This is a genomic window from Anaerolineae bacterium (genome assembly GCA_013178165.1).
Classification (GTDB): Bacteria; Chloroflexota; Anaerolineae; order Aggregatilineales; family Ch27; genus Ch27.
Genome location: JABLXG010000008.1, coordinates 19,936 through 33,508, shown reverse-complemented (window position 1 = coordinate 33,508; position 13,573 = coordinate 19,936). Strand labels below are relative to the sequence as shown.

Here is a 13,573-nt window from a genome sequence, read left to right as displayed (position 1 = left end):
ACTGCCGCCGGACAGCCCGGCGCGCCCCCCTGAACGTCAGCAGGATCATTGAACAGGAGGCTGGGCGATGAGATATTTGCAGGGGATATCTGCTCTTGTGGTTGTCGGTCTGGTGTTGGCCCTGGCGGGCGGCGCACTTGCCCAGGGCGAAGCAGCGCGGGAATACGCCGTCACGCTGGAAGGCGAGATCGCCGGGATTGTGGTCGAACCAGCGGGCGAAGGCCCCTTCCCCACTGTGCTGATGCTGCATGGCTTTGCCAGCCAGAAAGATGAAGTTGGCGATATGTACAAGCGGCTGGCGGCGGCGCTGGCCGAACGCGGCATTGCCTCGCTGCGCATCGACTTCCGCGGCTGGGGCGAAAGCGGCGGCGGCATGGAAAACAGCACCGTCACCGGGATGGTAGAGGACGCAGCAACCGCCTATGCCTACCTGCTGGAGCAGCCGTTTGTCGATCCGGCGCGGATCGGCCTGGTCGGCTTCAGTCTGGGCGGGGCGGTATCGCTGGCTTCCGCCGGGCAAAACCCGTCGTGGTACAAGTCGGTCGCTATCTGGTCATGGGGCGGCAACCTGGCCGAGGAGATGCTCGACGGCTTCACGCAGGAGCAGCTTGACACCGCCGCCGCTGAAGGCAAGGTCACGGTTGATCTTGGCTGGCGGGAGGTGACGCTTGGCGCGGGCTTCTTCGAGAGTCTTTCCGCCCTGGATGTCGAGGCCGAATTCCTCAAGTACCCGAATGCCTTCTATGTGGTCGCTGGCACCGAGGACTTCTCCGGCGCGTATGTGGACTGGTTCATGGACAATGCGCAGGGCGAACTCAAGGCCGCATACCTGATCAAGGGCGCCGATCATATCTACGGCGTCCTGGGTGAGGACCAGACGATGGCTAACGCCGTGATCCGGACAACGGCTGACTGGTTCGTGATGTCGCTTGGCTAAGCTGCCTCTGCCCCTCCACTGACCGGACGACCGCTCAAAACATACAGCCAGCCCTGAACCGGCTGGCTGTTTTGCTGTTCGCAGACTGTCAGGCTACGCGGCAGTTATTCCAGCACGATCTGGCGCTGCACCTTCCCGGCGCGATCATGCCGGGCCGTGACCGTAACCACTGTACCCGGCGCGGCCCTGACCACCCACTCATGCTTGATCCGGGCATCCATATTGGCCGATCCCACCGCCCAGGGGGAAGCCAGCGCCTGGGTATAGGCGCGGCCTTCCAGTTGCCGCGTCTCCTCCCGTTCCCTGCCAACCGCCAGGGAAGCCCCCTCCGGCAGCGCGATCTCGAAGATCACGCCCCGAACCAGCTTCTTTTCCAGCGCCTTCTTAGTGATATAGGTCGGCAGCCAGCCGGTATTTTCCACTACCAGCGTGACGCGATACACCCCCTCGCTCAGCATGGTAGCCTTCAGCGCGTACAGCTCCAGCCGCGGCGAGAGCATCAGCTTCCAGATCAGCCACTCGGCAAAAGGCGCAATTTCCTTCTCCAGGAAGGCCGGCGGCGGGTTGCGCCAGCAGTATAGCGTGTTCCAGCCGCCCAGTTCGATTCGCCCCAGCTGGGGATGATCAAACGGATACCAGTCAATGTACCCTTTTCCTTCGAGAACGTTATCGTTCCAGGCCAGCATCTTGAGGTCGTCTTCCAGCGGATGCTCGCGGTACCAGTCGATAAACTTGTACTCCGTGATTCCCGCCTGCTGCTGCGGACTCCAGATCTCAACCGTCCAGGCGAAGATGCCACGCTCTTCGTAGCACCAGCCATCAAAGTCGCCGGTGATCACCTCTTTGGGATGGTACTTGAACTCGTGAAAGACGGAGGCATGCGGGTAACCGGTGATGCTCGTCCCCTTCTGGCCGATCTTCTGGTACGTCCACAGGTCCTCGGCGGGCATCTCGTCATCAGGGCGGGTGCCATATGGGCGCAGCAGCACACCGCTGTAGGTGTGAAAGGTGACCGCCCCGGTGAGGTTAGGATGCGATGCCACAAACGCCGTCAGGTTGCGCACCTCCGGTTCCGAGGTCGGGAAAGGTCCGGCCCCTGGTTGCTGAAACTCCGGTCGCCATTCCGAGGGGAAATTGCGGTTCAGGTCAAGTCCCTGTTTCTTGGGCGGCACACTGAACAGGTAGCCATCATAGTTTTTGATCGCGCCCTCAGGGAAAAGCCAGTAAAAGTCGCCTTCAACATCTTCCGGCTCGCGGCGCACCATCAGGCGCGGCTCATCCGGATGCACCTTCCAGGGGCCGTTAGGGTCCTTGATCCGCATCCAGAGCAGCCGGCCATCGCCATCGATATCCTTTTCCTCCAACCCTTCCAGAGCGTCCTCATTATACGGGTAAGGCCGCGTACTGGAACGGATCAGGCGCGGTTCGTCCGCCAGCATCCACTCCGCGCCATCCGGGTTCACGCGGGGGCACACATAGAAGGCCCGCGTATCCAGGCAGCGGGTGACGGTCTCCTCCCGGCCATAGCCCGTGGTCAGGCGCTCGATCAGGTACAGGCACGCACTAGAAGGTGACACTTCGGTGGCGTGGATATTGCCATCGACCCACAGCGCCGGTTTTTCCTCGGCAGGTCCGGTCTTAAAATTGGTGACAGTCGCCAGCCAGACATCCCGCCCTTCGTAACTCTTGCCCAGGCTTTCCAGCCTGACCAGATCGGGGAACTCCTCGGCGTAGGCGTGCAGGAGCGCCGTAAGCTCCTCATAGCGATAATAACGGTCGAACCTGACGGCAGGCATAAGTCATCCTTTCCAGTTAGCGCGGTCCCCGACAGAATCACGCCTGGCGAGCGGATCAGCTGTCGGGGATAACAACAACACAACAGCGAAGTCAGGACAGCGGCGATTGTACCAGAAGTCGCCGCGCCGAGGGGCAGTGCCTGAATCGACAGCGCCCTGATAGCACGGAGCACACCAGGGCGCTGTCGGGGGTATCTGTAACCGGGAGCTACTGCGCCGGTCGGGTATCGTCACGTAACCCGATCATGTACTGGACGATCTCCTCCGGATCGGTTTCTGCGGTCCGCTTCTCGGCTACCTTGCGGCCTCGATGCAGCACTACAATGCGATCCGAGACGGCAAACACATCGTGCATGGTGTGACTGATCAGGATGACGGGCACGCCCTGGTCGCGCAGTGTGCGGATCAGGTCGAGCACCTTGCGCTGCTCAGTGACGCCCAGGTTGTTCGTCGGCTCATCCATGATCATCAGCCGGGCGTTCCAGAAAATCGCGCGGGCAATGGCGACTGCCTGCCGCTGCCCGCCGGAGAGATTCTCGATCTTCTGCATCATGGCCGGGATACGGATATCCAGCTGGTCGAGCACCCGCTGCGATTCGCTGAGCATCCGCTTCTCATCCAGCGTGCGCACCAGCCCGCCCAGGTAGTTCCGCTTGACCTCGCGCCCCAGGAAGATGTTGGCGCTCACGCTCAGGTTGCCTGCCAGCGCCAGGTCCTGGTAGATCGTCTCAATCCCCATATCACGGGCGTCAGAGGGGCGGGAGATGTGGACCGGCCGCCCGTCAAAATAGATCTGGCCCTCATCGGCCTGGTAGACGCCGGAGACGATCTTGATCAGCGTGGATTTCCCGGCGCCGTTATCCCCCACCAGCCCGATCACCTCGCCGGGGAACACATCCATGCTGACATGATCTACCGCGGTCAAACCGCCAAAGCGCTTGACAATATCCCGTACAGCCAGCAACGGTTCCATGGTGCTATCCCGCCTCCGCACGACCGATGATCAGGTCACGGCTCTGGTCAATGAGCACGGCCAGAATGACAATTACGCCCACCACAATGTACTGCCAGTAGGGCTGCACATTGAGCATGACCAGCCCGGTCTGTAGCACGGCGATGATCAGGGCGCCGATCACCGTCCCGCTGATGCGCCCCTCCCCGCCGAACATACTCACCCCGCCAATCACTACCGCTGCAATCGACGAGAGCAACAGTGTCTCCCCGGCAATGGCCGACCCACCATTGAAACGGGTCGTATGCAGGAAACCAGCTACGCCGGTCGTCAGGCCAGACAGCATGTACAGCAGGATGGTGTGACGATCCACCCGCACCCCGGCGCGGATGGCCGACTCGCGGTTGCCGCCGATGGCGTAAGTGTGCCGCCCGAACTGCGTCAGGTGCAAGAGGTACATCGTCACAAAAACCAGAATGGCGGTGACCACCACGGGCCAGGGGAAGATCCGCTCCAGTACGCGCAACTGTTCAGTGGCGACCTCCGGCCGCTGCAGAAAAAAGAGACCTCCGCTCCCTCCTGGCATCCAGTACATCAGCGCCTCATTGCCAAAGTCGCGGACAATCCGCGGCTGGCCCCCGACGACATTCGCCCCGGAGAGCAAAAAGCCAATGCCACGGGCGATGAAAGACATGCCCAGTGTCACAATGAACGGCGGAACGCGCAGCTTGGCAATGACCAGGCCGTTGGCCAGGCCGGTAAGCACCGCCACGCTGACCGCCAGGACAAACCCGATAATCAGCATGATCGGCTCGGAAACGCCGCCGGCAGCTGCCAGATCGCGCATGGCCATCGCCGCCACGACCGACGAGAGTCCCATCACCCAGCCCACCGACAGGTCGATGCCACCGGCGATGATGACAAACGTCTGGCCGAGGCCCATCAGCAAGATAGGGGTAATCGCCACCAGGATGTTCTGCGAGTTGCGCAGAGAGAGGAAGTTCACACCCTGTGAAGTGCTCGCTGAGATCGTAAAGAACACGATCAGCAGCGCCAGGAAAACCCACCCCCAGACCCGGCTCAACAGCAGGATGGCCCGCTGCTGGCTGGATAGCCGCTTGCCCCCTACCGGCTGGGAAGTGGCGCCAGTCTGACTGTCCACCGCCATTGGCTTTCTCTCCTTAAGCTACGGGACGTTACAGCAGGGCATGAGGGCGCCCAGGGGAGCGCCCTCATGCACAACACAACCCTATGCGTTTACGGGACCTGATAGATGAAGCGCGCCACCTCAGGATCGTCGACGTTCTCCGCGGTGATGACCGCGTAACCGGTGGTGACGCGATGCGGCAGGCTGGTCACGCCGCGCCAGTCGGCCATGGCAAAGGTGACAGCCAGGTAACCCATGTCAAAGGGCTTCTGGGCGATCACCAGCGTCACGACGCCTTCGCGGAGTTGCTCGATGGCGAACTGGGTCGCATCGAAGGCGATAACCTGAACCTGCCCGCCCAGCCCGGCGCTGATCACGGCGTTACCGGCGCCCTGAGCGCTGAACACGTTCACGCCAAAGATACCGGCCAGATCGGGTTCGCGCTGCAGGACCGCAGCGGTCTGCTCAGCGGCAGTATTGGCGTCATCCAGGTTGTAATCCATACCGACCAGTTGCATGCCCGGATAGGCAGAGATACCCTCGATGAAGCCCTGGCCACGCTGTTCGGTGGTGCTCACGCCCACGTTCGTGTTCTGAACGTAGACCTTGCCCTGGCCGCCCAGCACATCGGCCAGCGCCTGGGCCGCGATCCGGCCGCCTTCCACGTTATCCGAGCCGATGTACGACAGCGGGAAGGTCACCGGGCCATTGACATAATCGCCATCGCCCAGGAACGTATCGACGGTGATCACCTTGATGCCAGCGTCAACAGCCGCCTGCAGCGGGGCGATCATCTGTTCCTTGTCGGTCGGCGCAATGATGAGGTAATCCAGGTCACCACGGGCAACCATCGCGTCCAGGATCGGCGTCTGCTCGGAAGGCCCCCAGTCCTGCGGGAACTGCGTAACCACTTCCAGACCGAAGTCGGCAACCGCCTGGTTGACACCCAGTTCCATCACCTCATAGAAGGGGTCTACCACACCTGGCAGGAAGCCGATCTTGGGCAGGTCAGACTGGGCGGTCGTCGGCGCAAGGGCCAGCGCCAGCATGGCGATGACCATCAGAATCGAGAACTTCTTCATAACCTGTTTCTCCTTCTCCTCATGACATACTGGAAGCAAATAGACTTCAATTGGACGCTGAGAACTGTATGTAAAGCCTGCTTCTTTCCGTTGCCCCGAGCTCACCCCCTTTCTTTCGCCCTGCATCCCCTTCCCCGGCGGCAACCTGCGACGCCAGATCACTGGCAACACAACCCCCGCCAGGCGGAGGCCGCAGGGTTGCTATGATGGTTAATCACGCACAGGCTTGTATCACTTGCCTATATCGTACACCAAATTTGCACAGAGCACATACCCCTGCAAACGACTGCTGGCAACAAATACCAGGAGTGGATAATATGGCGGCCCAGCGATGCGCCCCGGCAGCATATGCTGGCTCGCCGCATCGATCCGGTTTGCTCCGGCCAGCGCACCGTCTGGCCCGTACAGGGAGGCATCTATGCCAGTCGAGCACCCCGCTCTGTGTAACCTTAACCCTCTTCTGGCAGCAGCAGAGCGTGGCGGTTACGCCGTTGGTGCGTTCTCACCGCGTTACACGGCCATGATCCAGCCTGTGCTGCAGGCAGGACAGGCCCTTAACTCCCCCCTCATCGTGCAGATTTCCCAGCGCGAATTAACCCGCGCCCAGATCACACCGGCCCGCTTCGCCAGCGCCTTCTATACCGAGATGCAAACCGGGCAGATCACAGTGCCCGTTGCCCTGCACCTGGACCACACCCGCGAACTCTCCATCATCGAGGAGGCTATCGCCGCTGGTTTCACCTCTGTCATGATCGACGCCTCCGAGAGACCTTTCGCCGAAAACATTGCTATCACCCGGCAGGTTGTGGCCTACGCTCACCGGCACGGCGTGTCCGTGGAAGCCGAACTGGGGCGGATTACGACCACCGATTACGTGGAGACGGAAGACGACGCCGAGATGTTCACCGATCCGGAAGAGGCCGGCGTTTTTGTCGCCGAAACAGGCGTCGACGCTCTGGCGGTCTCGGTGGGCACAGCGCACGGCGTCTATGTCGTCCGCCAGCCGCGCATTGACTACAACCGGCTGCAGGCCATCCGGGCCAGGACAGCAGTGCACCTCGTCCTGCACGGCGGCTCAGGCGTGCCCGCCGCCATGGTCGAGCAGGCCATCAGCCTGCCGGGCGGTGGCGTGAGCAAGGTCAACATCGCCACCGAGCTGGAACTGGCCGCCCTGGGCGCTCTGGGCCGCAGCCACTACCTGCTGGATACCGAGATGAGCGCGCTCCCGGTGGAAGCCCTGCTCGCCGCCCGCCAGGCGGTCAGCGGTGTCGTGCAGGACAAAATCCAGAACTTCCTGCACAGTAGCGGAAAAGCTGGCAAGGTGAAGTCATGAGCGACGATCTTCTGCATACCCTGGTAACCCGTTACCCGGAACTGGCCGCCTGCCTGGCTGACATCCAGGCCGCCTTTGACCTGTTGCGAGCCACCTTCCAGCGGGGCGGCAAAGTCCTGGTTTGCGGCAACGGCGGCAGCGCCGCCGACAGCGAGCACATCGTGGGCGAGTTGATGAAAGGCTATCGCCTGCCCCGCCCGCTGCCGGACGCAACCCGCCGCCGAATTCTGGAAGCCTGGCCGGCAGAGGGCGCTTACCTGGCCGATCACCTGCAGGGCGCGCTGCCCGCCATTTCGCTGGTCAGCCAGAGCGCCCTGCTTTCCGCTTTTGCCAACGATGTGGCCGCCGACATGGTTTACGCCCAGCAGGTTTATGGCTACGGGCGGCCCGGCGACACGTTGATCGCGATCAGCACCTCCGGCAACGCCGCCAACGTCCTGCATGCCGTGCAGGTTGGCCGGGCGCTCGGCCTGAGCGCCATCGGCCTGACCGGGCGAGATGGCGGTCGCCTGAAAGCTGTGTGCGATATCACCATCCGTGTTCCTGCTGATAGCACACCGGCCATCCAGGAACGCCACCTGCCGATCTACCACACCCTGTGCGCGCTGCTGGAGGAGGCTTTCTTCGCATGACTGCACTGCTGGCAGGCGTCGATATCGGCGGCACCAAGTGCGCTATTGTCCTGGGCCGCCCCACCGGCGACGAGATCGCCATCCTCGCCAAGACGCGCTTCCCCACTCCGCCCACCTTTGCCCAGACCCTGGAGCAGATCATGGCCAGCCTGGAAGCGCTGCTGGCGCGGCATCCACGCGACACACTGGCTGCCATTGGCGTCAGTTGTGGCGGACCGCTGGATAGCCGGGCCGGGCTGGTGCTTTCCCCGCCAAACCTGCCGGGCTGGGATCGCGTGGATGTGATCGGGCCATTGCAGGCGCGTTTTGGCGTGCCCGCGACCCTGCAAAATGATGCCAATGCCTGCGCTCTGGCTGAATGGAAGTGGGGCGCCGGGCGCGGCTACCGCAATATTATCTTCCTGACCTTTGGCACTGGCATGGGCGCCGGACTGATCCTCGATGGACGGCTGTATTCCGGCACCAACGATCTGGCGGGTGAGGTCGGCCACATCCGCCTGGCCCCCGATGGGCCGATCGGCTATGGCAAAGCCGGATCGTTCGAAGGTTTTTGCAGCGGCGGCGGGATCGCCCATCTGGCCCGGACGCTGGCGGAACAACGCCTGGCCGCCGGCTGCCCGCCTGCTTACTGCCCCACCCCGGCGGAACTGCCCCGGATCACCGCTGAGACGATCGGAACAGCCGCGCAGCAGGGCGATCCCACCGCCCTGGAGGTCTACCGCATCGCCGGTCAGGCGCTGGGGCGCGGGTTAGCCGTGCTGGTGGATATCCTCAATCCGGAACGGATCATCATCGGCAGCATTTTTGGCCGCCAGCGTTCGCTGCTGGAACCACCCGCGCTGGAGACTCTGCGGGCGGAAGCGCTCCCGGGGGCGCTGGCCGTCTGCGCGATCGTCCCCGCCGGGCTGGGCGAACAGGTTGGCGATTACGCCAGTCTGGCGATCGCTTCCGAAGCGCAAGCCTCACCCTCACATTAAGCCTTCCCTTCCCGCTGATACGCCCGCGACCGGGATACTGGCGCGGGCGCATCGTTTTTTTTCACGGTACGGAAACTTTTGTTGACGACGTTCGAAAGCGGATGCTAAGGTGATAATTGCAGAAGCGTTTTCTGCCTGGTGGAAAGAACGCCTATGACCAAGCAAGTTGCCGCCGTCCAGAAGGCCTTCACACTGCTCGAACTGCTGGGCCAGGCTGAGCGTGGACTGGGCATCTCCGAGCTGGCCGAATCCAGCGGCTTGCCGCTGGGAACGACGCACCGCCTGCTGCACACGTTGATCGCGCTGGGGTACATCGAACAGGACCCCGATACGCGCAAGTACACGCTGGGGCTGCGTTTCCTGCAGTTGCGCGGCCAGGTCATCGGACGGCTCAATCTGGCTGCCCTGGCCATGCCGCATCTGAAACTGCTGATGCACCGTGTCAACGAAACCGTACACCTGGCCGTCCTGAATGATGGCGAAGTGGTCTACGTCGATCGGGTGGAGGGCCTGCAAACGCAGGGGATGTTCACCCAGATCGGCAAGCGCGGCCCCATTCACTGCACCGCGCTGGGCAAGGTGCTGGCCGCCTTTTCGCCGGAAGAAGTCTGGCGCGAGGCCATTGCCAAACACGGCATGCCCCGGCGCACCCCGGCCACCATCGTTGACCCGGAAGCCTTTGCCGCCGAACTGCAGAAGGTACGGGAACAGGGTTACGCCATCGACAACGTGGAATCGGAGCCGGGCGTGCGCTGTGTGGCCGCGCCCATCCGCGACTACAGTGGGCGTGTCATTGCCGCCGTCAGCATCTCCGGGCCAGCAGCGCGGATGAGGCCAGCCCGTGACCAGGAACTCAGCATCGCCGTCAGACGCACGGCACATGCTATCTCCGAACGACTCGGTTACTCCGGCAGCTAGCCCGACTGGCCATATGGCCCGCTAGCAGGCCGTCTGTACCACAGACTGGAAAGGAGGTGAGTCACCAGAGCACAACCCTCAGGCTTCTGTGCCCTGTTCTATGCAGGCGCGGGAGGCGCCCGGCGTACTTACCCGCGCAGGCTCGATTGCCAGGAGTGTATCCTCAAGCAAAGAGAGGCAGACAATGAGCGGACAAAAGAAGTTGTGGTGGACCCTGCTGGCGATGGCGATGATCCTGTCGTTCTCCACGGCGACAGCCAGCGCTCAGGGAGGCGGCACCCTGATCGGCGGATTTGATGTCGGCCCTGGCGGCCTGCCGCAGACCGTACCGTGGGTTCAGACAGCGGGTAACACATGGCTGAGCAAGATCTGGAGTCCACTGGTGAGCTATAACGAGGACGTCAGCGGCCTGGCTCCTCAGCTGGCTGTGGCCTGGGAGGCGAACGAGGACAATACCATCTGGACGTTCACCCTGCGCGAGGGCGTGGTATGGCACGATGGCGAGCCATTCACCGCCAAAGACGTCAAGTTCACCTTCGACTTTGTGCTCTCCCCCGGCTCCACCTTCTCCGGGCCGCCCCAGGCTGCGGCGCTCACCATCCTCGGCGCGCGGGCCTATAATGCCGGGGAAGCGGCGGAGCTGGCTGGCGTGCGGGTCGTAGACGATCTGACCGTCGAGTTTGAACTGGAAGCTCCCAACCCGCGCTTCCCCTTCAAGCTGGTCGACTCTTACATCCTGCCAGCCCATGCCGTCAATTTCGCGCCATCAGAGATCGCCACTACTGACTGGTGGTTCACCAATCCAGTTGGCACCGGCCCATTCATGCATGAGGAGTTTGTGCGGGATCAGTTCTGGGCTGTTGTGCCCAACCCCAATTACTGGAACGGCGCGCCCAGGCTGGACCGCCTGATCAACCGCTACTTCGAGGATGAAACCGCCGCCATCCTGGCGCTGGAAGCTGGCGAGATTCACTTCACCTATGCCAGTGGCGATGTCGCCCTGCAACTGGGCGAGAAGGGCTATACGCTGCATCAAGGCCCCTCCGGCGTGACCAACTACTTCATCTTCAACTACCGCAACCCGGTATTCCAGGACGTGCGCGTGCGGCAGGCTTTCCTTTACGCCATCGACCGCCAGGCCATTGCCGAGGTGATCCTGGGCGGCACAGCGCAGGTTGTGCCCTGCCTTGGCGCTTTCCCCAACATGTGGCCGGCGGAATACAACGACTACGCCTACAACCCTGACCTGGCCCGCCAGCTTCTGGCTGAAGCAGGCTGGCAGCAAACTGAACCGATCGAGCTGGTCACCTACTATAGCAGCCAGTTTCACATGGATGCGATGGCCGCCCAGCAGCAATACCTGGCCGATGTGGGCATTAATGTCGTGCCGCGGGTGGATGCTGACGGCTACAACGCTTACTTCTACACAGGCGAAGGCTGGCAGATTTCCTACCGTGGGCTGGGCAATAACCCCGGCAACTATCCCTTCCAGTTCTATGAGACCGGCGGCTATCCTAACGCGGTCGGCGACACCGGCACGTTGATGGGCCAGTCCTTCCCGGAGCTTGACGCGCTGATCGCCGCAGCCCGCCAGGAAGCCGACCCCGATCGTTACACCGAACTCCTGCAGGAAATCTGCGCCTTCCAGAACGAAAACGCCATCGAAGCCTACATGTGGACCGCCCTGCGCTTTGGAGTCGCCTCGACCGATCTGGTGGACTTCTACTGGTTCCCCGCTCCCGGCGGCGGCCCGTATGAAGATCATCCAGAACTGTGGGCGGTAGCGGAATAACGGCTTGCTCCTGAGATAGGCGATAATGGGGGTGGAGGCCGGGGTGGCCTGGCTTCCACCCGCATCGTAAGGCATAGCGACGAGGGCGGACACAGATGTTCAAGTATCTGATCCGACGCATCGTGGTTAGCATCCCGGTGCTGATCAGCGTCACCATCATCATCTTCGCGCTGATCGAACTGGCGCCCGGTGATGTGGCGGACAACTTCATCAACCCGGAAATCGGCTATTCCGCCGAAACCCTGGAGGCTATCCGCGAGCGATTCGGGCTGGGCCAGCCGGCCCCGGTGCGTTACCTCAAGTGGCTGGGCAACGCCGTACAGGGCGACTTTGGCCTGACCTACGTCTCCGGCGAGCCGGTGCTGGCGGCCATCGGTCGCCGGCTGGGCAACACCCTGTTGCTGATGAGCACCGCCTTGCTGGTCGGCACGATCATTGGCGTGAGCCTGGGTGTCTTCACGGCGCTGCGACAATACTCATTCTGGGACCTTGCCCTGACGACTCTCTCCTTTGTAGGCATCTCCATGCCCGCCTTCATCACCGGCATCCTAGGGATGTACCTGTTCGCCATCGAGTGGAAGATTTTCCCTTCCGGCGGGATGCGCCCTGTGCAGCGCGATCCGACGGTGTGGGATACCCTGCACCATCTGATCCTGCCGGCGGGCATCCTCAGCCTGGCGTATATCGCCACGTTCATGCGCTACACGCGCTTCAGCATGTTAGAGGTGCTGCATACCGACTATGTGCGAACAGCCAGGGGCAAAGGGCTGCGCGAGCGCGTCGTAATCTGGCGGCATACCCTGCCAAACGCCCTGCTGCCGGTGATCACGGTGATCGGGCTGAGCCTGCCCAGTCTGGTTGTTGGCGCGGTTTTCATCGAGACCATCTTTAGCTGGCCTGGCATGGGCACCATGTATCTGGACGCCGTGAATTCCAAAGATGTGCCCCTGATCATGGGCATGAACACGGTGATCGCCATCGTTGTGCTCACGGCCAACCTGCTGACCGACCTGGCGTATGGCATGATCGATCCGAGGATCCGCTATGACTAGCCAGCCCGCCACTCCAACCCACACACCGGACAGGTCAACGGCCGTGGTTGAACTGACCGGTTCGCGCGCCCGCCCGGAATCGCTGACCCGGCGGACATTGCGGCGCTTCCTGCGCAATCGGCTGGCCATCGTGGGGGTGGCCGGCCTGGCGACCATGATTCTGCTGGTCGTCTTCGCCGCCCAGATCGAGCGCTATCCCTATGAGCAGATGGACCTGCGGGCAGCCAAGTCGCCACCCAGCGCCGCGCACTGGTTCGGCACGGATCGCACCGGACGCGACATCTGGAGCCGCACCATTCATGGCGGGCGAGTCTCGCTCAGTGTGGCCGCCGCGGCCACCCTGCTCTCCACCGTCATCGGTGTGACGCTAGGAGCAACAGCCGGTTACTACGGCGGCAAGGCGGACTGGATCATCAGCCGCTTCACCGATATCGTCCTCACCCTGCCGCCGATAGTGATCATGCTGACCCTGGCCTCGTTTCTGCCACGTTCGCTGTTAACGCTGATCGCCGTCATCGGCGGGCTGAGCTGGCCGGGGACGGTCCGGCTGGTCAGGGGACAGTTCCTCTCCCTGCGGGAGCAGGAGTTTGTCACCGCGGCGCGCTGCCTGGGGCTGAGTCACCGGCGGATCATCTTCGTGCACATCATGCCGAATGTGATCGCACCGCTGGTGGCCATGGTCAGCTTCACCGTCGGCAACGCCATCCTGACCGAGGCAGGGTTGAGCTTTCTGGGGCTGGGGGTCGCCCCGCCCACGCCCAGTTGGGGCAATATGCTGGAAGCAGCCCGCAACCTGCAGATCCTGCGCGAACTGCCCTGGATGTGGATTCCACCGTCGATATTCACCGTGCTGACGGTACTATTCGTGAACTTCATCGGCGATGGCCTGCGCGACGCCGCCGACCCCACCATGGTGCTGTAGCGTGTGGGAAAACCGCGCTTTATACCCTTGACA

The 13,573-nt window shown here is 62.6% G+C and carries 11 protein-coding genes and 1 pseudogene; 8 read left to right on the top strand and 4 right to left on the bottom strand.

Annotation, left to right across the window (positions count from 1 at the left end; all coding sequences use genetic code 11):
• Positions 1-67: 67 nt before the first annotated feature.
• Positions 68-937, top strand: coding sequence for an alpha/beta fold hydrolase (locus HPY64_07980; protein NPV67067.1), 870 nt, complete (start codon positions 68-70; stop codon positions 935-937).
• A gap of 104 nt (positions 938-1,041) precedes the next feature.
• On the opposite strand, the gene HPY64_07975 is transcribed toward HPY64_07980, so the two are convergent.
• From HPY64_07975 to HPY64_07960, 4 genes and pseudogenes are all read right to left on the bottom strand, one after another.
• A complete protein-coding gene (locus HPY64_07975) occupies positions 1,042-2,733 on the bottom strand; it encodes a carboxypeptidase (GenBank protein NPV67066.1) in 1,692 nt (563 codons plus the stop codon).
• A gap of 208 nt (positions 2,734-2,941) precedes the next feature.
• The gene (locus HPY64_07970) at positions 2,942-3,706 is read right to left on the bottom strand and encodes a sugar ABC transporter ATP-binding protein (GenBank protein NPV67065.1); all 765 of its coding nucleotides are present in this window, start codon (positions 3,704-3,706) and stop codon (positions 2,942-2,944) included.
• A gap of 4 nt (positions 3,707-3,710) precedes the next feature.
• Positions 3,711-4,797, bottom strand: a pseudogene (locus tag HPY64_07965) (ABC transporter permease).
• Positions 4,798-4,942: 145 nt separating this feature from the next.
• On the bottom strand, positions 4,943-5,914 hold the full coding sequence (locus HPY64_07960) for a substrate-binding domain-containing protein (protein NPV67064.1): 972 nt from the start codon (positions 5,912-5,914) through the stop codon (positions 4,943-4,945).
• A 418-nt stretch (positions 5,915-6,332) separates the two neighbouring features.
• Between HPY64_07960 and HPY64_07955 the strand changes: the two genes are divergently transcribed.
• The 7 genes from HPY64_07955 (at position 6,333) to HPY64_07925 (ending at position 13,540) form a co-directional block, all read left to right on the top strand.
• Positions 6,333-7,247 (top strand): class II fructose-bisphosphate aldolase, encoded by a 915-nt coding sequence (locus HPY64_07955; GenBank protein NPV67063.1) that lies wholly within the window; start codon positions 6,333-6,335, stop codon positions 7,245-7,247.
• The gene (locus HPY64_07950) at positions 7,244-7,879 is read left to right on the top strand and encodes an SIS domain-containing protein (GenBank protein ID NPV67062.1); all 636 of its coding nucleotides are present in this window, start codon (positions 7,244-7,246) and stop codon (positions 7,877-7,879) included. Before HPY64_07955 ends, HPY64_07950 begins: the two co-directional genes overlap by 4 nt.
• Positions 7,876-8,856: an ROK family protein gene (locus HPY64_07945; protein NPV67061.1), complete on the top strand. Its 981-nt coding sequence runs from the start codon at positions 7,876-7,878 to the stop codon at positions 8,854-8,856. The genes HPY64_07950 and HPY64_07945 overlap by 4 nt, the downstream gene beginning before the upstream one ends.
• A 153-nt stretch (positions 8,857-9,009) precedes the next feature.
• On the top strand, positions 9,010-9,774 hold the full coding sequence (locus tag HPY64_07940) for an IclR family transcriptional regulator (protein NPV67060.1): 765 nt from the start codon (positions 9,010-9,012) through the stop codon (positions 9,772-9,774).
• A 184-nt stretch (positions 9,775-9,958) separates the two neighbouring features.
• Positions 9,959-11,566 carry an ABC transporter substrate-binding protein gene (locus HPY64_07935; protein NPV67059.1) on the top strand — a complete coding sequence of 536 codons (1,608 nt, stop codon included), beginning with the start codon at positions 9,959-9,961 and terminating at the stop codon, positions 11,564-11,566.
• A gap of 95 nt (positions 11,567-11,661) precedes the next feature.
• On the top strand, positions 11,662-12,618 hold the full coding sequence (locus tag HPY64_07930; GenBank protein NPV67058.1) for an ABC transporter permease: 957 nt from the start codon (positions 11,662-11,664) through the stop codon (positions 12,616-12,618).
• Positions 12,611-13,540 (top strand): ABC transporter permease, encoded by a 930-nt coding sequence (locus HPY64_07925; protein ID NPV67057.1) that lies wholly within the window; start codon positions 12,611-12,613, stop codon positions 13,538-13,540. Before HPY64_07930 ends, HPY64_07925 begins: the two co-directional genes overlap by 8 nt.
• The last annotated feature ends 33 nt before the right edge of the window (positions 13,541-13,573 follow it).